We start from the raw sequence: 19,431 nt of genomic DNA on the forward strand, positions 1-19,431 counted from the left end.
TTTCCGGTGACACCTGGCTGCTTCTGTTGTTGCCTCTCCTCTTTTTTTTCCCCCCCCCGCGGCCGGGTCCCGCGAGGCCGGGTCAGATGACGGGGCCGCCGTAGAACGGGCCGTAGTAGCCCGTGTACCGCTCCTGGTAACCGGTGTCCGTCCGGTGCTGGTCCCAGTCGAACTCGGGGCCCCCCTTGACCTCGTCCTTGGTGCGGTCGACGTAGACCTTCTGCTCCTCCTGTTCGACCCGCACCACGGTGCCGGCGGGGAGCAGGACGTGCTTGCCGAAGATCCACGGGCCGGTGTCCACCACCAGGTACTGCGCGCCGACCTCCTCGGACAGCCTGTCGACCTTGCCGATCGGGCCGTCCGTCGCCTCCACATGGAAGCCGACCAGGTCGTTGCCGGAGACGTGGCCGGAGGTGCTGCGGAAGTCCCAGATCTCGATGCCGCTCATCGCGTCTCCCTCGTGTCGTGGCGTCCACCGGGCCGCTCCCGGCGGGACGCGTCGTCCGCCCCCGCCTGCCCCGGACCCCGCGCGCCACACCTCCCGGACCCGGATACGTGCGGCAACAAGGGGCCGGAGAGCGCCTGGAAGGCCCACCGGTTTTCCCGCCCGCGGTCCGGGCAGACGCGGTGGCACGGAACACCGCTCGGGGGACGGGAGCGCCAGCATGAACCAGGTCGAACAGGCCCTTCGCGCCGTGGACCGCTTCCAGCAGCGCCACCGCCGGGCCGCCCTGCCCGTCGCGGTGGCCAAGAAGTACGGCGACGACCGCGGTGGCCTGCTCGCCGCCCTGATCACGTACTACGGCTTCGTCGCCCTGGTGCCTCTGCTGCTCCTGCTCAGCACCGCGCTGGGATTCGTCCTGCACGGCCGGCCGCAGGCCCAGCGGGCGGTACTGGATTCCGCGCTCGCCGACTTCCCGATCATCGGCGACCAGCTGCGGCAGAACGTCCACTCCCTTCAGGGCAGCAGGCTGGCGCTGACGATCGGCGCGCTCGGGCTGCTCTACGGCGCACTCGGCATCGCCCAGGTCCTCCAGCACGCCATGGCCGAGATCTGGAACATCCCCGGCGTCGAGCGGCCCGGATACTGGCCGCGGCTGGCCCGCAGCCTGCTCCTGTTCGCCGTCCTCGCCGCCGGGCTGCTCCTGGCCACGGCGGCCGCCGCACTGGTCGGCACCGCCCCGGCCGGACCGCCGGCCCGGATCGGGGCCCTGCTGGTGTCCGCGACCGTGAACGCCGCGCTGTGCCTGGCCTGCTTCCGGGTCCTCACCCCGAAGGAGGTGCCCACCCGGGCCCTGTGGCCCGGCTGCGCCGTGGCGGGCCCGCTGTTCACGGTCCTGCAGGCGTTCGGCTCCATCCTGGTCACCCACGAACTGCGCCACGCCGGCCAGGTCTACGGGTTCTTCGCCACGGTGATCGGGCTGCTGTCCTGGCTGTACCTGGCGGCCCAGGTCACCGTTTACGCGGCCGAGACGAACGTGGTGCTGGCCCGGAAGCTCTGGCCGCGCAGCCTCCTCCAGCCGCCGCTCACCGGCCCCGACGAGGAGGTGCTCGCGGCCATCGCCCGGCAGGAGGAACGCCGCCCGGAGCAGCACGTCGACGTCGCGTTCGGCGAGGAGCAGGCCCCGAGCGGGTCCGGGTCCGCAGCGGACGGAAAGGGGTCCCGGCACGGCCGCCGGCCGCAGTGACGCCGAGCCGAGCGGCCGGGCGCCGGTCCGCACCGGCCGGTGCCACCGATTAGAGTGACCGACAAGGGGCGGGCGAAGGGGTTGGAGTGAGGACAGCACGCCGTGTAGCGACACTCGATCCGGTCGACGTCGGCGACCACGTCTGCTGGATGGTCGGTCCGGGCGAGGACACGACCGGGCCGACGCGTGCCTTCGTGGCCGACGGTGAGCTGTTCGGCGACATGGTGCTGGTGCTCGGGGAGACGGACGGGAAGCACCGCGGCCCCGCATCGTGGGAGTCGCTCTTCAACGAGGTCAGCCGCGGCACCGAACGCGCCGACCGGGAGGGGTTCCGTACCCTGCGGGTGCTCGCGGACCTGAGCGGCCTGCCCGCCGACGACACCCGCCCCGAGATCGTGGCGCGGCACGAACTCAGACTGGACGCCCTCGTCGCCGACCACGGCACGATCCTCGTGTGCCGCTACGCCCGCGCGGTGCTGCCGCCCGAGACCGTCGACCAGGCCGTCGGCGTACACCCGCACCACCTGGGCGAGGGACCGGTCGCACCGTCGTTCCGGCTGTTCAGTTCCGCCCGCGACCGCTGGAGCGTCAGCGGTGTCGTCGACACCGAGGGTGCGGCCTCGTTCCGTACCGCACTCGGCGAGCTGCTGGCGCGGGTGCCGGTGCTGCACCTGGACTGCGCGGGGCTGGAGTTCATGGACAGCACCGGGCTGACCGCCCTGGCACAGGTCGCCCGCGGCCGCCGGGACCGCCGGATCGAACTGCAGCACGCCAACGAGACCCTGCGCCGCAGCTGGTCGCTGCTCGGGTTCGATCATCCCGAAATCCCCGTGGAGCTGACGTAGTGAACCACCTCGACTCCGCTCCCCGTCCGGCCCGGTCCCCGGAGACCGGCGTACGCCACATCCTGTTCCCCTACGCCGACGAGAACCGCTTCCTGTCCGGGACCCTCTCGTTCGTCGAGCACGCCCTGGACCAGGGCGAGTCGGTCGTGGTCGCCGTCTCCGGCCCGCGGGAGCAACTGCTGCGCGAGGCGCTGGCCGGTGCCGGCACCACGGACCAGGTGTCCTTCCTGGACACCGGCGAACTCGGCGGCAACCCGGGCCGGCTGATCCCCCTGTGGCAGGCCTGGATCGGGAAGGTCGCGCAGGCGGGCCGACCGGTCCGCGCCATCAGCGAGAACCGCTGGCCCGGCCGCACCGAGGCCGAGACCGCCGAGCTGCGCTACCACGAGTGGCTGCTGAACCGGGCGTTCGCCGAGTCACCGGTGTGGTGGCTGCTCTGCCCGTTCGACACCGCCGTCGTCGCGGAGGGCACCCTCGACGCACTGGAGCGCTGCCACCCGCTCGTCCTCGGCCAGGACGGTCCCGAGCCCGGTACGGCCTTCATCGAGGGCCCGTACGCCTTCGAGCCCCTGACCGACCCCTGCGACCCGAACGAGGAACTGGTCTTCTCGGCAGGGGAGCTCGTCGCGGTCCGTGAACGCATCACCGCCTGCGCCGGACGGCACGGCCTGACCGGCGACCGGCTGCGGGACCTGCTGCTCGCCGCCACCGAGATCGCGGCCAACAGCATCAAGCACGCGGGCGGTGGCACGCTGCGCACCTGGGCGGCCGACGCCCGGGTGATCTGCGAGTTCCGGGACACCGGGTACATCGACGACCCGCTGGCCGGCCGGGTCCGGCCCACCATGGACCAGATCGGCGGCCGGGGCCTGTGGCTGGTCCAGCAGATGTGCGACCTGGTCCAGATCCGCAGCAGCCCGGACAGCGGAACCGTCATCCGCCTCACCATGACGGCCGGCGGCTGACGGCGTTCGGAAGGCCGCCGCAGGCAGCCGCGCTGCTCAGAGCGCGGAGGGCCGTGCCCCGGGGACGCGGACGTCCGCCCAGACCGTCTTGCCGGCGTCGTGCACCGCGACGCCCCAGTCGTCCGCCAGTTGCTGGACGATGTGCAGGCCGTGGCCGCCGGGGAGCCCGGGGTGGTGCGGGGGACCGGCCACCAGGGCGGTCCGCGCGGCGTCCGTCACCTCGATCCGCAGGCGGTCGGGCGTCAGGTGCAGGCCGAGCTGCAGCGCGCCGCCGGCGTGCAGCCGGGCGTTGGCGACCAGCTCGGAGACGACCAGGAGCAGGTCCTCCAGTGCCTCGTCGCCGGGCCAGGCCCAGTCGCTGAGCGCCGTGCGGGCGAACTCGCGCCCGGACGCCACCTGCCGGGGCAGCCCGGCCAGCCGGACGGTTCGCCGCTGTCCCGCGGCGGGCAGGTCCGGTCGCAGCCACTCGATGGTCTCGGTGCCTCTCTGACCGCTGGTCATCTGTTCACTCCGGAGTGGTCGTCCAGGATCGGTCGGTGCGAGGAGGATGGGTCCCGTGCCCCACGGCCCGGCGCTCAGGCGTCGGCAAGGGCATCCGCGAGCGAGGTGTGCAGGGAGAACACGGCCTGCGCCCCGGTCAGTTGCAGCAGCCGGACGAACTGGCCGTCCGGCGTGGCGGCCAGCCGCAGTTCCACGTCGGCCTCCTGGGCGGCGAGCCTGGTGCGCAGCAGCAGGTTGAGGCCGGAGGAGTCGCAGAAGCTGATCTCCCCCAGGTCCACCACCACGCGCGCGAGCCCGGTCGCGAGCGCCTGTCCCAGTGCCAGGTCGGCCGGGGCCAGCGTCTCCAGGTCGAGCTCGCCTGCCAGGGCGACCAGGGCCGTGGCGCCGCGGCGCTCCTGGCGGGCGGTCAACCGGCCGGCCGGGACGGTGGCTCCGCGCCGCTCCGCCGCGACTTCTTCGTCAGACATCTCTTCCTCCGTGCAGCCCTGAACCACCGCCGACGATAGGCGGGGGCCGCCCGAAACGGAAATGTGCCCGGGCCGGGCAGCGACGGCGGAGCGCCGGAGAGCTCTGCCGCCCGCCGCGGGTGTTCCTGACGGCGGGCCGTGGAGCAGGTGCGGCTGCCGGCGACGGCCGCTGCGGAGTCCGTCTCGGTGCAGGCGCACGACTCGTTTTGCGGTCATGGTGACTGACTGTCCGTTCGGTTCTGTGAGGTCATCCGATGTCTGACGCATGCCTGCGTCTGCCCGGCCCAAACGTCCGGACGGTGTCACGTCGACAGAGGCGCGTCGGGAGGACCCGGAGGAGACGAAAGAAGTCGCGGGTCTGTTGGTTCCTCCGAAGAAAGCGGGGTACACGGCCGGGGTCGCAGCGCGCATCACGGCGCGCACGCATGACCCGCAAGGCCGGAAGAGGGAGAGCCATGGCCGTCCTGAGCCCCACCACGTCGATCGCCGCCCCGGTCGCCGCTCCGATCGCCGCCCCGATCGCCGCTCCGACACTTCCGGGCACGATGCCGTCGGAGTCGGTCGGGCTGCCGCGGATCGAGGATCCGTCGGCGGTGTCGCCCGCGGACGCCCGGGTGCTGTCCCGGACACTGTTCCGGCGCCTCGGCGAGCTGGAGGAGGGCACCCGGGAGTTCTCCTACGTCCGCGGGACGCTGGTCGAGCTGAACATGGCGCTGGTGAAGTTCGTGGCCGGCCGCTACCGCACCCGCAGCGAGCCGATGGAGGACATCATCCAGGTCGGCACGGTCGGCCTGATCAAGGCGATCGACCGGTTCGACCCGGCGCAGGGCGTGGAGTTCACCACCTTCGCGATCCCCACCATCGCCGGCGAGATCAAGCGGTTCTTCCGCGACACCGGCTGGATGGTGCACGTGCCCCGCCGGCTGCAGGAGCGGCGGATCGCGCTCGCCAGGGCCACCGACGCACTGCAGCAGCTGCACGACCGCGCCCCCACCACCGCCGAACTCGCCGAACACCTCGGCCTGAGCGAGGAGGAGGTCCGCGAGGGCATCATCGCCAGCCGGGCACAGACCGCCGGCTCGCTGGACATCGGCGCGAGCTCGGACACCGAGGACGGCTCGACCCTCGGCGACCGGATCGCCTTCGAGGAGCAGGACTTCGACCTGGTGCTGAGCCGCGAGGCCCTCAAGCCCCTCATCGCCGCACTGCCGGAGCGCGACCGCGAGGTCCTGTCGCTGCGCTTCGGCTCGGAGCTCACCCAGGCCGAGATCGGCCAGCTGCTCGGCTACTCCCAGATGCACGTCTCCCGCATGCTCAAGCGCATCCTCACCACCCTGCGCACCGCGCTGCTCGCCGACGAGTGACAGGTGCCCGCCCGGGCCGGTGGGGGCCCACGGGGCGGGCCGGCGGGACGGGATGCAGCGTGGACACCCGCTCCACGGGAGCAGGCAGGAGCCGCCGCCATCCCCGGCGGTCGGGAGCAGGGGGAGACGTCGATGATGGGCCACTCGCATGCCGTGAGCGGAGCGCTGGTGTTCGCGGCCGCAGCACCCTTCCTGCCACCGCTGGTGATCGGCCGCCCGCTGCAGCCCGGAGAGGTGCTCGTGGGCGCCCTCCTCAGTGCGGGCGCGGCGCTCCTCCCGGATCTCGACCACCACGACGGCACACTGGCGCACCTCTTCGGACCGGTCTCGCGGGTCCTGTGCCGACTGGTCGCCCGGCTCGCGGGAGGGCACCGGCACGCCACCCACTCCCTGGTGTTCGTGGCGCTGGCAGGAGCAGGGAGCCGGGCGGGGGTGGAGCGCTGGGAGCGTGCTTTCACCGACGGCCTGACCTTCGCTCTGCTCCTCTTCGCCGTCCACGCCCTCCGCTCGCACGCCTCCGGGCGCTGTACGGACTCGCGGGCCACCACCGTCGGGCTGGCCGCGATCGGGACGGCCTCGGTCGACACCTGGCTCCCCGGTGCGGGTACCTGGCTGCCCTACGCGATGGTGATCGGGACGCTCGCCCACGTCCTGGGCGACTGCCTCACCCGGCAGGGTGTGCCGCTGCTGTGGCCGTACGGGCGGCGGTTCGAGATCGTGCTGATCAAACGGACGGGCAACCGCTTCGAAACCCGCTTCCTCGTACCGGTGATGACGGCCGGGACACTCGTGCTGGTCTGGCTGGCGGCCTTCGCGCCCGCCGTTCTCACCGGCTGAGCGCCGTGCCCGGCCCGGCCTCGCAGCCTCCGCGGCACCGAGGAGATACGGCGCACCGGGCCCGTACGCCGGCGGGGCGAGGGCCGGTCCGTCCGGCCGGTGGCTCCGGGGCGCCGCCCGTATCCGGGCACGTGATGCAGCGGACGAGTGGAGCGACCGGCCGCTCGCCATCATCCGATCGGGGGCTTCGGGGGTTTCCGTCCGGGCCGGCGGGTCATACGCAGTGCATGGGTAGCTATGTGATCACCATTCCCGGGACTCTCCGTCGTCCGATCGACAGCGAGGCGAAGCGGGCGGTGCTGGCCGCAGTCAGGGGTACCGACCCGGAGCGGGTCGGAGCCGAGGTGCCGGATCTCGACGTGCTGACCGTCGACGATCGCGAGCGCACCTTTGTGCTGCGCCTCGAGGTCGAGGCCGCTGACCGGACCGAGGCCGGCGCCGCCGCACTGGCCGTCGCTTCGCAAGCCTTCGGCCGGGCGGGATACCGCGACGGCGAGGTCGTGGCCGGCGACCCGGTCGTCACGGGAATCGATGTCGGCTGACGCCGGCCCGGAGCGCGACACCCCCGGCCCCCGCCCCGCCGCGGGGGCCGGGCGTGCACCGGGTCGCCGCCAGGCGTGGGTAGGTCCCCGTCGGCCGGCGGCTCGACTTTCCAGGTCGGGGCCGACGTCGAGTGCCCGTCGGCCGAGGTGATGATGTTGCTGTTGTGGGGGTCGGATAGGTTGCCCGGATGACTGACACGGACCCGCTGGTGCCCGTCCTCGCCGGACTCGTCGTCGACGTCGTCCGGTTCCTCGACAGCTGCGAGGACGACGAGGTCGACCCCGACTCCGCGGTGAAGATGATGGAGAGCGTGAGCTGGGTGCTCGGGCAGTTGCCGCAGGACCAGCGCGAGCGGTTCCTGACCGTGCTCGCCGACCTGGCCGAGGCCGAGCAGGACCCGGGCCGACGGGAGTTCCTGGAGAACTTCCCCGTCGCCAGCGGCCTGGTCGAAGAGTAGGAAGGCTCAGGCCGAGCCGAAGCCCGACCAGGCGGAGGTGCCCGGCTGGAGGCTGTGGTCCTCGCTGCGGCGGATCGGCTCTGCGCGGGCGTGCTCGCCCTGGTGGCCGAACCGGCCTACCGTCGCCGCGGTCCCGAGTGCGCGGTCGACGTCGGCCCTCCCGTCGAGCTTGGCGAGCGCGACCGCGTCGGCCATCTTCGCCCTGATCCGGCGGACACCGGTCGCTGCCGCCTCGACCAGCCAGGCCGCCGCCCCCGGGCCGATCGCCAGGAACTGGGCCTCGGCCGGGTTCGTCGGCTTCGGCGTGCGCTCTCCCCGCGGGGCGTCGGGGTAGTGCTCGTCGGCGATCCGAGGACTGCCCGGCGCGGAGCGAAGGTGGCGGGCGACCTCGACCGCACTGCCCGGGGCCATCGCGACGATCAGCTCGTCGCCGTGGAAGCGGTCCCAGACCCGCTCGTCGACGAACTCGTGCGGGACCGAGTAGCGGACCGACTCGACCGAGATCGTGGAGTCCTTGCCGACCCTGCGGGTCTCGCCGAACGCCGTGAACGGCTGCTCGGGCACCGGGTGCAGCCGCAGCCGTTCCTCGGCCAGCAGCTCGGCCGGGATCCTGCGGGTCTCGCGGTGGATCCGGCCGTTCACCTCGCTCATGAAGTCCGCGCAGGCCTGCTGCAGTCCGGCGAAGTTGCCGTAGTCGGTCCGGAGGTTGACGCGGTGGGGACCAGGCCCCGCTTGGCGATCCTCACCGTCGCCTCCGTCCCGCCCTTCGAGGCCGGGTCGGCCGGCATGCACGACCTGACCGCCGTTCCGTAGTAGCGGGCGATCGGCGCCAGCTCGGGGTTGCGGACCGCGATCCGGGCCACGTGCTCGACCGTGACGGTCTTCTCGTTGTCGGTCAGGCAGTAGGTCAGGACCCCGCCCAGCGTCCGGAACGTCGCGTCCAGGCAGGCCGCGACCGTCGGCAGGGTCTTGTCCAGCACCGGGATGACCACCTGAAACCTCGCCAGGCCAGCCACGCGCACCACAGGCTGGTGCGTCTGCCCTCGACGCGCGGTCCTTCGCCCCAGTCCCACTGCAGCCACATCGCCGGCTCGGGTATCCACGGCCGAAAGACCCGGCGGTTCCCGGCCCGGTAGGACACCTTCGTCGCGGCGAAGGCCCGACGGGTGGTGCGGTCGGTGCCGGTGAAGCCCATCGCGGCGATCTTCTTGTGAACAGCGTCGGCGCCGACCCTGCCGCGGGGACCGCTCGACCAGCTCCTCGACCTTCGGCAGGAAGTCGTCGATCAGCTTCGACCGCACCGCCCGCTCGGTCGGGTCGACCCCCTGCGCGCGCAGCTGCACGTACCGGTGCACGGTGTGGTGGTCGCAGCCGGCCAGCTCGGCCGCCTTCCGGTAACTCCCGGTGAGGTCGTACGCCTCAAGAATCTCCATGACCTCCTCATCGCTCCTCACCATGCCCACTGTGCGTGATGGGCTTGGTGGGTCTGCGGGGAGCTCCGCTGTCCGTCACCGGGGAGATTTCATGTCCACCAGCGGGGAGGACAATTGACCGCCGGCGGGGAGTCTGCCGTGTCCGCTGTCAGATCCGCGGCCCTTTCCCGACCCCCCCGTTCCTTTGCACTTCCGGTCCCGGCCACCCCGGCGGCCCCGGGCCGAGCAGCGGCGGGACCGCTGCCTGGCCTGGGCGGACCTCACAGTTCGAGGTCGGGATGCATCCGGGCCACGGTCCAGCTGCGCCGACGCCGGACGGTGAGGGTCGTGATCGTCAGGAAGGCGAGTCCGAAGCCTGCCAGGGTGGCGATGTCCCGCAGCAGGTGGGAGGTGAGGCCTCCGGAGATCGTCACGCGCAGGCCGTCCACCAGGTAGGTCATGGGCAGGAGCGGGTGGACGGCCTGGAAGAACGCGGGGGTGGTCTGCATCGGGTAGAGGCCGCCCGATGCGGTGAGTTGGAGGATCAGCAGGACCAGGGACACCACGTCCCCGACGGTGCCGAACGCGGTCCGCAGGCAGTGGTCGACGGCGACGAAGACCCCGGCGCCGACCGCGAGCAGCGCGACCGTCTGCAGCGGTCGTACGGGGTGGAGGCCCAGGGTCAGGTCGACGACGCCATACAGGACCAAGGCGCCGATGACGCCGAGCGCCGCGCCGGGGAGCCAGCCCGCGACGGCGATGGTGGGGGAGCGGGTGTGCCCGGCCAGCGCCCGCCGGTTGACCGGCTTCAGCAGGAGGTAGGCGAAGAGCCCGAACACCCACAGGGCGATGCCGAAGAAGAACGGGGCGAGCCCGCGTCCGTACACGCCGGCGGGGTGCAGGTTCGAGCGGTCGATGCGCACCGGGGTGCCCAGGACCTGTGATGCTTCGGCGAGTTGGTCGTTGCTGAGCTCCGGGATCTGCGCCTTCCCGGTGCCGATCAGGTCGGCGAGCTTCGTCGCGCTGTCGTGCGCCTGGTCGGCGGCGGTCCTGAGCGTGCCGGACCCCTGCTGCAGGGTGGCGAGGCCCGCGGTCACGGTGTCCGCCCCGGTGGCCACGCTCTGCGCGCCGGAGTCGATCAGGGCGAGCGGGGTCCGGGCGTCGCGGACCTGCTGTTGCAGCGCGGCGGCCGAGGTCCGGAGGCCGGTGGCCTGCTGGAGGGCCTGGTGTGCGGTGCCGGCTGCGGTCGCGGCGCGGCCCTCGATCTGCCCGGCCGTGGCGTCCACGGTGGTGGCGTCCCGTAGGGCGAGCTGGAAGACCGGGTCGTTGCGGAGTTCGGGGTGGGCGTCGGCGAGGCGGCCGAGGTCGGCCACCGCTGCCGCGGTGCCCCGTTGGACCTGGCCGGTCCCGTCGTGGACCGTGTCGAGGGCCTGGGCCGTGAGGCCCGCCGCGTTCACCAGCGCCTCGGCTGCGGAGGGGAGTTGCTGGGCGGCCGCCTTGTCGAGTGCGCCGGCGGCCTGGTCGGCCTGGGCGGCTGCCTGGCTGATCTTCTCCGCGCCGTCGGCGAGTTGGGCCGATCCGGCGTGGAGGGTGGTGGTGGCGTCGGCTGCGGCCGAACTGCCCTGCTGGGCGATGGTGGTGGCGTTCACCAGGGCCTGTGCCCCGTCCGCCGCCGTTCCCAGCTCGGCCCGGACGTCCCCCAACTGCCCGTAGATGCCCCGGACATAGGCCTCGTGGGCGGCGGAGTTGACCTGGTCCTGGAGCTTCGACTGGACGACCTCGGTCATGACGCCCGCGATGTAGTTGTTGGCGTCGTTGAGTTCGATGTGGATCGCCGCCTGCAACGGCTGCTGGTCCGGGCCGGTGGCGAGCCTGGCGCTGAAGTCGGCCGGGATGTGCACCGTGAAGTAGTAGCGGCCGTGCTCGAGACCGGCGCGGGCCTCGGCCGCGTCCACGAACTTCCAGTCGAAGTCCCGTGATGCCTTGAGCTGTTGGACCAGTTGGGAACCGGCGTCGACGCGCAGGCCCTGCCGGGTGTCGGCGGGCCGGTCCTGGTCGACCACCGCGACGGGGATGCGGTCGGTCTTGCCGTACGGATCCCAGTTCGCCCATAGGTACATCGCCCCGTAGAGCAGCGGGATCAGGCAGAGCAGCAGCGGCACCCACCGCCGGAGCGGCCCGCGGAAGCTCCGCAGTTCCAGCAGGGCCAGCCTGATCGCGGTCATGCGCGCTCCTCGGTGACGTGCGGCGCCGGCCGCTGCGGTGTGCGGCCTTCCTGGCCGCTTCCAGAGCCGGTTCGAGGGCCGGTTTCAGGGCCGGTTCGAGGGCCGGTTTCAGGAACGGCGGCGGGTAGGCGGTTTCGGCTCAGCCGGGGCAGGCCCACCAGGACAGGCGTCGGGCCGGGCCCATCGGGCGAATCGTGGGCGCCGGCCAGCACCGTGCACCCGGTGGCGCACACCCGGCGCAGCGCCTGCCACAGACGGGTGCGGTCGGCGGCCGGACAGCCGCGGTCGACGTCGTCCACGACGATGGCCGCCGGTTCCGCGGCCAGTGCCAGGGCGACCGCCAGCAGGAGCCCGTCGGCGGGGGACAGGTCCCGGACGAGCGCGCGGCCGGGTACCCGCAGGTCGACCACCTCGCAGGCGTCACCGATCCGATGCGACGCCGTCTTCGGTGTCAGGAGGCGCCGTTCGGTGATCAGTTCGCTGACCCGGAGCCCGCCGTCGAGACCGACGGCGGGCTCCGCGCGGGCGACCGCCACCAGGTCGCGGACCGGTCGTTCGGCGCCGGGCAGCAGGTGGCCGCCGACCCGTACCGTCCCTGAGTCCAGCCGCATCCGGGCGGCCAGCGCGAGCAGCAGGGACGTACGCCCCGACCCGCCCGGGCCGTGCACCACCAGCAGGCCACCCGCCCCGACCCGCAGGTCCAGGCTCTCGAACACCGCTCCTCGCGGTCCGCGCACGGTCACTCCGCGCGCGACCACCTCAACACCGGGAATCCTCACCTAGCGTCCGGTATCCCGGATCGGCCGCCTGATGCCTGTAAGTCGCGTCACACCTCTGGCGGTTCCGGACCGGATCGATGAGGTGCCCGGGCCGGGCCGGATCGACGAGGTGCCCGTGCCGGGCCGGCCGATCGGCCGCCCGGGCGGTGGGCAGGGCCGAAGCGAGCCGGGCCCGGGCCCGGACCGGACCGGGCACCTCATCGGGCAGCCTGCCCGTTCAGGGTCAGGTGCGCGGCGGGCGGGTGGCGGTGTCGAGGTAGAAGGCGTCGATGGTCTGGACGGCCCGCTCGAACTCCTCCAGGTTGACGGGCTTGGTCACATACGCGTTGGCGTGGCTGCTGTAGGCGCCGGTGACGTCGTCGGGAGCGGAGGAGGTGGTGAGGACGACCACCGGGATGGTCCGCAGGTCCTCGTCCGTCTTCAGGACCTTCAGCAGGTCACGGCCGTTCATCCGCGGCATGTTCAGATCGAGGACGATCAGGTCCGGGCGCACGCTGCCCGGCGCCCGCAGGTGCTCCAGGGCGGCGAGACCGTCGGTGACCTGGACCAGGTTGCGGGCCCCCCGCTCGGACAGGGCCTCCTCGATGAGCATGGCGTCGGCCACGTCGTCCTCGACGAGCAGGACGTCGAAGGGACGGGCGGGGCTGGTCATCATCGGATGCTCCGTGGGTGCCTCGTTGGAATGGTGGAAGATTCCCGGCCAGCGACGCCGGGCACCCTGACGGGTCATCCCGCAGGCCGAACCGATCTGCGGGTAACCGGCGCCCGCACGGGCCGCCGCAACCGCCGCCTCCCGCTGGAGCCGCTCGGTCGCCCGCTGCAGATGGTCCAGCACGTGCAGCATGGACAGCGCCCGTGCCGTACCGCCCCCGGACTGCGGCGGTGACTCCTCCAGCAGTTCGAGGACGAGACGCCGTGCCAGCCTGTCGACCGCCGCGTCCGCGACCGCGGCGGTCTGACGCTGGGTCGTGCGCAACACGAAGTTCTTGCCAGGCATACCGGCACCCTAGGCCCATGGAAGACCCCGCGACAACATTCATTGTCGGCCGCCCTCTACAGTGTGCGCTGCACCGCTTCGAAGGCGGCGGTCACAGCGGAGGGTTGAGAGATGACAGGCGAACAGAGGCCGCCGCGGAAGCGACGGCTCTCCACCTGGACGACCCGGCGGTGGCTGCGCGTCGGGGCGGCGGTCTCCCTGGCGGTCCTGGCTGTGCTCGGGGTGACGGGCGCCTGGGTCCTCCAGCGGACCCAGACCATCAGCACCGAACTCGTCGACGTGAAGTCCCCGGCGCTGTCCACCGCGTTCCGCCTGGAAGCGGCCATGCTCAACCAGGAGACCGGAATCCGCGGCTACGGCCTCACCGGATCACCGGACTTCATCGCCCCGTACCAGCAGGGACTCGCCGACCAGGAGGCCCAGGCGGCGCACCTCGCGGACCTGCTGAAGGACGACGCCCCCGCACTGGACGACCTGGCCGACGTCCAGCAGGCCATCTCGGCCTGGCAGGAGCAGATCGCCAGGCCGGTCGCCGCCTCCCCGCCCGGCGCCCCCTCCGCGGCGGCGGCCGCCCTCGCCGACCAGGGCAAGCAGGCATTCGACACCGTACGGGCCGAGCTGAGCAGCCAACAGGACCGGCTGCGCGCGGACCGCACCCGGGCGAGGGACGACCTGATGGCCACCCTCAGCCTGCGCAACTGGGTGTTCGGCTCCATCGCGATCCTCCTCGTCGTCCTCGCCGCTCTCGTGTTCGAAGGGCTGCGCCGCGGCATCAACCGGCCGCTGGAGCGGCTCGGCGCGGACGCCCGCACCATCACCGGCGGCGACTTCGACCACCCCATCACCTCGACCGGTCCGGCCGACCTGCGACGCCTCAGCGCCGAGATCGACCTCATGCGCCGCCGCCTGGTGAGGGAACTGGCCTTCACCGAGCAGGCCCGCCTGCGCCTGGACGCCCAGGCCGCCGACCTCCAGCGCTCCAACACCGAGCTGGAGCAGTTTGCCTACGTCGCCTCGCACGACCTGCAGGAACCGCTGCGCAAGGTCTCCAGCTTCACCCAGCTGCTCCAGCGTCGCTACGGCGGCCAACTCGACGCCAAGGCCGACCAGTACATCGAGTTCGCGGTCGACGGCGCGAACCGGATGCAGACCCTCATCAACGACCTCCTCGACTTCTCCCGCGTCGGGCGGCTCCACCACGCCCACCAGGAGGTCGACCTGGACAAGGTGCTGGAGCAGACCCTGGCCGCACTGAGCGTCGGTATCGAGGAAGCCGGCGCGCGGATCACCCACGACCCGCTGCCCGCCCTGGTCGCCGACCCCACCCAGATGGGCATGCTCTGGCAGAACCTGATCGGCAACGCCGTCAAGTTCCGCCGCCCGGGACAGCAGCCCCACGTCCACGTCACGGCCGAACGCGAGGGCCCGCTGTGGCACTTCGCGGTCACCGACAACGGCATCGGCATCGCACCGGAGTTCGCCGAGAAGGTCTTCCTGATCTTCCAGCGGCTGCACACCAAGGACGCCTACTCCGGCAGCGGCATCGGCCTGGCCATGTGCAAGAAGATCGTCGAGTTCCACGGCGGCACGATCGCGGTCGACCCCGACCACCGGGACGGCACCCGCATCACCTTCACCCTCGCCGCCGAACCGCCGCAGCTGCCCGGGCCGTTGACCGTGCCTCAGATGCCTCGGACGATCCGCGCCGGACAGGAGCAGCCGCGATGACCGCAGCCGTACCGGCCGCCGCGGGGCCAGCCGTCGAAGGGCCGCTGTACCGCATCCTGTTGATCGAGGACGACCCGGGCGACGCCCTCCTCGTGGAGGAACTGCTCCACGACACGGGGCTGCGCTTCGAGTTGACCACCCGGTCCACCCTCACCGAGGCCCGCAGCGAGCTGGCCACCAGCGCGATCGACTGCATCCTCCTCGACCTGCACCTGCCCGACGCCGCCGGCACCGCCGCGGTCACCGCCGTCCGCGCGCTGGCCCCGCACACCGCGGTCATCGTCCTGACCGGCCTGTCCGAGGCCAAGGCCGGCACCGAAGCGATGGCCGCCGGCGCCCAGGACTACCTCGTCAAGGGCAAGGTCGAGGCCGAGCTGCTCCACCGCACGGTCCGCTACGCCGTCTACCGCAGCGAGACCGAACGCGCCAGCATCGAGGCCCAGGCCGCCCGCCTGCGGGCCGAGGAGAACGCCCGCCTGGAGCGGGGACTGCTGCCCCCGCCGATCATCGACACCTCGGCGGTCACGGTCACCACCCGCTACCTGCCGGGCACCGCGATGGCCCTGCTCGGCGGGGACTTCCTCGACGTCGTCGAAGGCGATGACGGGCTCCTGCACGCCGTCGTCGGTGATGTCAGCGGACACGGCCCGGACGCCGCCGCCCTCGGTGTCTGCCTGCGCATCGCCTGGCGCTCCCTCGTCCTCGGCGGGCACCGCGGCGAGGACCTGCTCAACCTCATGGAACGCATCCTGGTCGCCGAACGCGTCAGCCAGTCGCAGTTCGCCACCTGCACCCTCCTCACGCTCGACCAGAACACCTCCACCGCCACCCTCCACCTCGCCGGCCACCACGAACCCCTGCTCACCACCCCCCAGGGCACCCGCGAACTGACCGCCGCCCACGGCATCGCCCTCGGCATCATGCCCGGGCTGCGCAGCTGGCCCACCACCGTCGTGCCGCTCCCGCCCGGCGGAGCCCTCACGCTCTACACCGACGGCCTGACCGAAGGCCACAACGGGACCACGGGCGGACGCCTCGGCGTCGACGGGCTGCTGGCGCTGATCGGAAGCCTGCCGACGGCGGACCCGGCTGCCCACGTCGACCTGCTCATCAGGGAGACCCACAGCCTGAACGCGGGCCGGCACACCGACGACCTCGCCGTGCTCCGCCTCGACTGGGGCACCCGACCGGGCCGTTGAGGACCTCGGCCCGCACGGCCGGTGGGCGGGCTGCCGGTACCGGCCTCGGCCGGGCCCCGGCGGTCGCCGCCGTCGGACCGAGCGGGTGGTCCGCCGCCGCGCCGCCCTCGTACCGACGCCGACCGCGGGACCGGCTGCGCGGCGGGGCCACCCGGCCGCCCCGGTGCCCGGCGGTCACCGGCTTCCGCCGCCCACCGTTCGGCCCGCCCGCCGGTGCCGCTACCGTGCGCACATGCACATCATCAGCGCCGGTCTCCGCGCTCGTCGAGGCGATCGCCAACGGCGGTCCGCTGTGGTCCGCGGTGACGCTGTCTCTGGTGGCCATCCCGATCACGGCCGTCATCGCCGCGACTCGCACCTCCCGCCGGTAGCGCAGCCGAAGCCGAACGGCGCAGGCCGGTCCCTCACGTACTCCGAGGTGCTGAACGTCGTCGCCGAGGGCGGCTTCGCCCACCTCCGCTCGGTCGGCGCCTTCGCGGGAACCGACTTCGTGTTCCACGACCTGTTCCGGGTCGCGCACGGGCGGGCCGCCGAGCACAGGGACGTGATGGTCCCGAGGTGAGGGAGAGCGGGGGGCCCGTCCCCGAACCGGCCTGATACTCCGGTCTTGAATTTTGACGCTGCGTCAAGTCCCCGAGGTCCTCGTGGGAAGGGAGCCGCCCGGGCGTCCGTATTCCTGTGGGCATGCGGGTCGCGGCCTCGTACTCTTCGCTCATGCATCTCGGAAGATCCATAGCCTCGCTGATCGGCGCGTCGCTTCTGGTCAGCGCCTGCTCCACCACGCCTGTCCCGCCCACGGCGGATGCTCCGAGCGCGCGAGCCAGGCTGAGCGCCGCCGATCTGCAGGGCCGCTGGTGGACCTGGGCGGCTTCGAGCCCCAGTGACGCGAACCCCGTCTCGGATCGGGACGGCCACCTGTGCGCTCAGGGCCAGACGGACGGCATCTGGTTCCTGGCCGGCACATTCGGCGGGACCGCGACGCGTACCTGCACAGTGCCCGCAGCGGTGCCCGTGGCCTTCCCCCTGGTGAACCTCTTCGGCAAGACCGGTGACTGTGCCGCGTTCATGGCCTCGGCGGAGGGGAGTGCGATCCTCGACGGCCAGGCTCTGGAGGCCGAACGCTACGAGGCGACAGCCGTGCGGATCAGCGCCGTGGACGGCAATCCGCTCACCCAGGGCGCGGGGCGCTTCCGTACCCAGGCCTGCGGCCTCTGGGTACAGCTGGAACCGCTGGCACCTGGCAGCCACACACTGAGCATCAGGGGATCATCGGGGTCCTTCGCCGTCGCGGTGGACTACCGGCTTCAGGTCCCGGCCGCCGCCTGAAGAACGGCTCCCTGTGACGTCCGCCCGGCCGCGCAAGGCGGTGACGACCCCTCTCGAGGGCGCCGTCGACCGCCCGGATCCGCAGCCGGGCGCGACGCCCTTCCCTGAGCCGGACGGGGGCCGGCAGGTGCACTCACCGTGCTTCGTTCCGGCGGTGACGGCTTCGGCCGTGCCCGCGTCGCGTCAGTCCGCGGCAGAACCCGTGCCCCCGCTGCCGAGCAGGCGGTTGACGAGGGTTTCGGGGTAGCCGGTGGCCGGGGGATCGATGCCGAAGATGACGCGGACGTAGAACGGGGCGAGGAGCTGGTCGAGGAGGTCCTCCAGGGGCGGGGGGTCCTCGCCGCGGGCGGTCGCCCGCTCGCGGATCTGCTCGATGGAGTGCATCCGGCGCCGGAAGTGCTGCGCACGCTCGTCCTGGTCCTGGGCGCTGTCCGGCATGGAGAGGATGACGGCGCGCACCAGGGCGCGCCCTTCTGCTGTGCGGATGCTGTCGACGCTGGCCCGGGCCCAGGCGGTGAGGTCGCCGCGCAGGCTGCCGGTGTCGAGCAGGGGTGAGGTGCGCTCGAGGCGGGTGGTGACGACGTCGGCGAGCAGGGCGCCGAGGCTGCCCCAACGCCGGTAGACGCTGGTGTGGTTGACCCCGGCGCGTTGCGCGATCGCGGGGATGGTGAGGTCTTCTCCCTCCGGGTCGGAGAGCAGGTCGATGACGGCCTGGTGGACGGCCGCGCGGACCTGTTCGGGGCTCCTGCGGATGCGTTCGGTGGGCTGTTTCGTGGTCACCCACCCATCGTAAGCACAGATGTTTGCTTCTCGCGCCCGGAGGGTCTACAGTTCCAGCCACAAGCACAGATCAGTGCTTAACCGGCCAGGGAGACCCCCCATGAAGCAGCTGCTGTTCCCCAACAACATCCAGTTCTGGTACGAGACCCTCCGCTCCATGAGCCACATCGCCTACGGCGGCGCCGACTTCGGCGAGGTCGTCGCCACCGGCGAACGCATCACCGAAGGCGACTACGACAGCTGGTACACCGAGTGGACCGCCACCGCCGACCGCGTCCGCACCGAGGCCGACAAGGCCCTCAAGGCCGGCCACCGCATCAGCGCCCGCGACGGCTACCTGCGCGCCTCCAACTACTACCGCTCCGCCGAGTTCTTCCTGCACGGCCACCCCTGCGACCCCCGCCACGACCACGCCTACGACCGCAGCGTCGCCTGCTTCCGCGCCGCCGCCGCCCTGTTCACCCCGGTCATCGAACCCGTCGCCATCCCCTACCAGGGCACCACCCTGCCCGGCTACCTCTACCGCGTCGACGACTCCGGCACCCCCCGCCCCACCCTCATCATGCACAACGGCTTCGACGGCACCGCCGAGGAGATGCACTTCTTCGGCGCCATGGCCGGCGTCGAACGCGGCTACACCGTCCTCGTCTTCGACGGCCCCGGCATGCCCGGCCCCCGCCACCACCAGGACATGGTCTTCCGCCCCGACTGGGAGAACGTCATCACCCCCGTCGTCGACTTCGCCGAGACCCTCCCCGACGTCGACAACAGCCGCATCGCCCTGGTCGGCATCAGCATGGGCGGCATCCTCGCCCCCCGCGCCGCCGCCTTCGAGCACCGCCTCGCCGCACTGATCGCCGTCGACGGCCTCTACGACCTCGGCGAGACCTCCGTGCGCAACATCCCCGGCACCCGCGAGGAGGCCGAACGCCTCCTGCGCGCCGAGTCCGCCCCCGAACTCGACGCCGCCATGGAGCAGATCATGACCAAGGACCCGATCGCCCGCTGGGCGATCAACCACGGCATGTACGTCATGGGCGTCGACACCCCCCGCGCCTTCAACGCCTCCTACCTCGACTACACCCTCGCCGACGGCATCGCCGAGCAGATCCAGTGCCCGACCCTGGTCTGCGACGCCGAGGACGACATGTTCTTCAAGGGCCAGCCCGAGCAGCTCTACGACCACCTCACCTGCCCGAAGACCCTGATGGTGTTCACCGCCGACGAGGGCGCCGGCGCCCACTGCCACCCCGGCGCCATGCGCCTGACCCAGGCCCGCATCTACGACTGGCTCGACGACACCTTCAACGTCAACACC

At 72.3% G+C, this 19,431-nt stretch carries 20 protein-coding genes and 1 pseudogene; 13 read left to right on the top strand and 8 right to left on the bottom strand.

From position 1 onward, the window contains the following. Positions 1 to 82 precede the first annotated feature (82 nt). Complete coding sequence (locus AC2TEW_RS36170) at positions 83 to 448, bottom strand: PRC-barrel domain-containing protein (RefSeq protein ID WP_484627498.1); 366 nt, start codon at positions 446 to 448, stop codon at positions 83 to 85. A gap of 217 nt (positions 449 to 665) precedes the next feature. Between AC2TEW_RS36170 and AC2TEW_RS36175 the strand changes: the two genes are divergently transcribed. From AC2TEW_RS36175 to AC2TEW_RS36185, 3 genes are all read left to right on the top strand, one after another. Next, positions 666 to 1,688 (top strand): YihY/virulence factor BrkB family protein, encoded by a 1,023-nt coding sequence (locus AC2TEW_RS36175; protein ID WP_484627499.1) that lies wholly within the window; start codon positions 666 to 668, stop codon positions 1,686 to 1,688. Positions 1,689 to 1,774: 86 nt separating this feature from the next. Next, positions 1,775 to 2,533: an MEDS domain-containing protein gene (locus AC2TEW_RS36180; RefSeq protein ID WP_484627500.1), complete on the top strand. Its 759-nt coding sequence runs from the start codon at positions 1,775 to 1,777 to the stop codon at positions 2,531 to 2,533. Beyond that, positions 2,533 to 3,498, top strand: a complete 966-nt coding sequence (locus tag AC2TEW_RS36185) for an anti-sigma factor RsbA family regulatory protein (protein WP_484627501.1) — start codon at positions 2,533 to 2,535, stop codon at positions 3,496 to 3,498. Before AC2TEW_RS36180 ends, AC2TEW_RS36185 begins: the two co-directional genes overlap by 1 nt. Positions 3,499 to 3,534: 36 nt before the next feature. Here AC2TEW_RS36185 and AC2TEW_RS36190 read toward each other — a convergent pair whose 3' ends face one another. Both AC2TEW_RS36190 and AC2TEW_RS36195 read right to left on the bottom strand, forming a co-directional pair. Continuing rightward, a complete protein-coding gene (locus AC2TEW_RS36190; RefSeq protein WP_484627502.1) occupies positions 3,535 to 3,999 on the bottom strand; it encodes an ATP-binding protein in 465 nt (154 codons plus the stop codon). A gap of 74 nt (positions 4,000 to 4,073) precedes the next feature. Beyond that, positions 4,074 to 4,466: an STAS domain-containing protein gene (locus AC2TEW_RS36195; RefSeq protein WP_484627503.1), complete on the bottom strand. Its 393-nt coding sequence runs from the start codon at positions 4,464 to 4,466 to the stop codon at positions 4,074 to 4,076. A 455-nt stretch (positions 4,467 to 4,921) separates the two neighbouring features. On the opposite strand from AC2TEW_RS36195, the gene AC2TEW_RS36200 reads away from it, so the two are divergent. The 4 genes from AC2TEW_RS36200 (at position 4,922) to AC2TEW_RS36215 (ending at position 7,667) form a co-directional block, all read left to right on the top strand. Then, positions 4,922 to 5,830 carry an RNA polymerase sigma factor SigF gene (locus AC2TEW_RS36200; RefSeq protein WP_484627504.1) on the top strand — a complete coding sequence of 303 codons (909 nt, stop codon included), beginning with the start codon at positions 4,922 to 4,924 and terminating at the stop codon, positions 5,828 to 5,830. Between the two features lie 135 nt (positions 5,831 to 5,965). Continuing rightward, entirely contained in the window at positions 5,966 to 6,667 is a 702-nt protein-coding gene (locus AC2TEW_RS36205) for a metal-dependent hydrolase (protein WP_484627518.1), read from the top strand. Between the two features lie 227 nt (positions 6,668 to 6,894). Continuing rightward, positions 6,895 to 7,209 (top strand): hypothetical protein, encoded by a 315-nt coding sequence (locus tag AC2TEW_RS36210; protein WP_484627505.1) that lies wholly within the window; start codon positions 6,895 to 6,897, stop codon positions 7,207 to 7,209. Between the two features lie 188 nt (positions 7,210 to 7,397). Beyond that, positions 7,398 to 7,667, top strand: coding sequence for a hypothetical protein (locus tag AC2TEW_RS36215; protein ID WP_484627506.1), 270 nt, complete (start codon positions 7,398 to 7,400; stop codon positions 7,665 to 7,667). 6 nt (positions 7,668 to 7,673) lie between these two features. On the opposite strand, the pseudogene AC2TEW_RS36220 reads toward AC2TEW_RS36215, so the two are convergent. From AC2TEW_RS36220 to AC2TEW_RS36235, 4 genes and pseudogenes are all read right to left on the bottom strand, one after another. Beyond that, positions 7,674 to 9,121: pseudogene (locus tag AC2TEW_RS36220) on the bottom strand (IS21/IS408/IS1162 family transposase). A 239-nt stretch (positions 9,122 to 9,360) separates the two neighbouring features. Beyond that, positions 9,361 to 11,304 (bottom strand): YhgE/Pip family protein, encoded by a 1,944-nt coding sequence (locus tag AC2TEW_RS36225; protein ID WP_484627507.1) that lies wholly within the window; start codon positions 11,302 to 11,304, stop codon positions 9,361 to 9,363. After that, complete coding sequence (locus AC2TEW_RS36230; protein WP_484627508.1) at positions 11,301 to 12,020, bottom strand: ATP-binding cassette domain-containing protein; 720 nt, start codon at positions 12,018 to 12,020, stop codon at positions 11,301 to 11,303. The genes AC2TEW_RS36225 and AC2TEW_RS36230 overlap by 4 nt, the downstream gene beginning before the upstream one ends. Before the next feature lie 286 nt (positions 12,021 to 12,306). After that, on the bottom strand, positions 12,307 to 13,080 hold the full coding sequence (locus AC2TEW_RS36235; RefSeq protein WP_484627510.1) for a response regulator: 774 nt from the start codon (positions 13,078 to 13,080) through the stop codon (positions 12,307 to 12,309). A 111-nt stretch (positions 13,081 to 13,191) separates the two neighbouring features. Between AC2TEW_RS36235 and AC2TEW_RS36240 the strand changes: the two genes are divergently transcribed. The 5 genes from AC2TEW_RS36240 (at position 13,192) to AC2TEW_RS36260 (ending at position 17,333) form a co-directional block, all read left to right on the top strand. Further along, on the top strand, positions 13,192 to 14,808 hold the full coding sequence (locus AC2TEW_RS36240; protein WP_484627511.1) for a sensor histidine kinase: 1,617 nt from the start codon (positions 13,192 to 13,194) through the stop codon (positions 14,806 to 14,808). Beyond that, positions 14,805 to 16,007, top strand: a complete 1,203-nt coding sequence (locus AC2TEW_RS36245; RefSeq protein WP_484627512.1) for a PP2C family protein-serine/threonine phosphatase — start codon at positions 14,805 to 14,807, stop codon at positions 16,005 to 16,007. Before AC2TEW_RS36240 ends, AC2TEW_RS36245 begins: the two co-directional genes overlap by 4 nt. Before the next feature lie 224 nt (positions 16,008 to 16,231). After that, complete coding sequence (locus AC2TEW_RS36250; protein WP_484627513.1) at positions 16,232 to 16,378, top strand: hypothetical protein; 147 nt, start codon at positions 16,232 to 16,234, stop codon at positions 16,376 to 16,378. 47 nt (positions 16,379 to 16,425) lie between these two features. Further along, the gene (locus tag AC2TEW_RS36255; RefSeq protein ID WP_484627514.1) at positions 16,426 to 16,569 is read left to right on the top strand and encodes a hypothetical protein; all 144 of its coding nucleotides are present in this window, start codon (positions 16,426 to 16,428) and stop codon (positions 16,567 to 16,569) included. Between the two features lie 152 nt (positions 16,570 to 16,721). Next, positions 16,722 to 17,333: a signal protein gene (locus AC2TEW_RS36260; RefSeq protein WP_484627515.1), complete on the top strand. Its 612-nt coding sequence runs from the start codon at positions 16,722 to 16,724 to the stop codon at positions 17,331 to 17,333. A 183-nt stretch (positions 17,334 to 17,516) separates the two neighbouring features. Here the strand turns inward: AC2TEW_RS36260 and AC2TEW_RS36265 are convergent, their stop codons facing one another. Next, entirely contained in the window at positions 17,517 to 18,113 is a 597-nt protein-coding gene (locus AC2TEW_RS36265) for a TetR/AcrR family transcriptional regulator (RefSeq protein WP_484627516.1), read from the bottom strand. 100 nt (positions 18,114 to 18,213) lie between these two features. Here AC2TEW_RS36265 and AC2TEW_RS36270 point away from each other — a divergent pair. Beyond that, a partial coding sequence (locus tag AC2TEW_RS36270; protein WP_484627517.1) for an alpha/beta hydrolase family protein occupies positions 18,214 to 19,431 on the top strand: 1,218 nt, incomplete at its 3' end.

It is taken from the genome of Kitasatospora sp. NEAU-CNBT7, assembly GCF_057220535.1.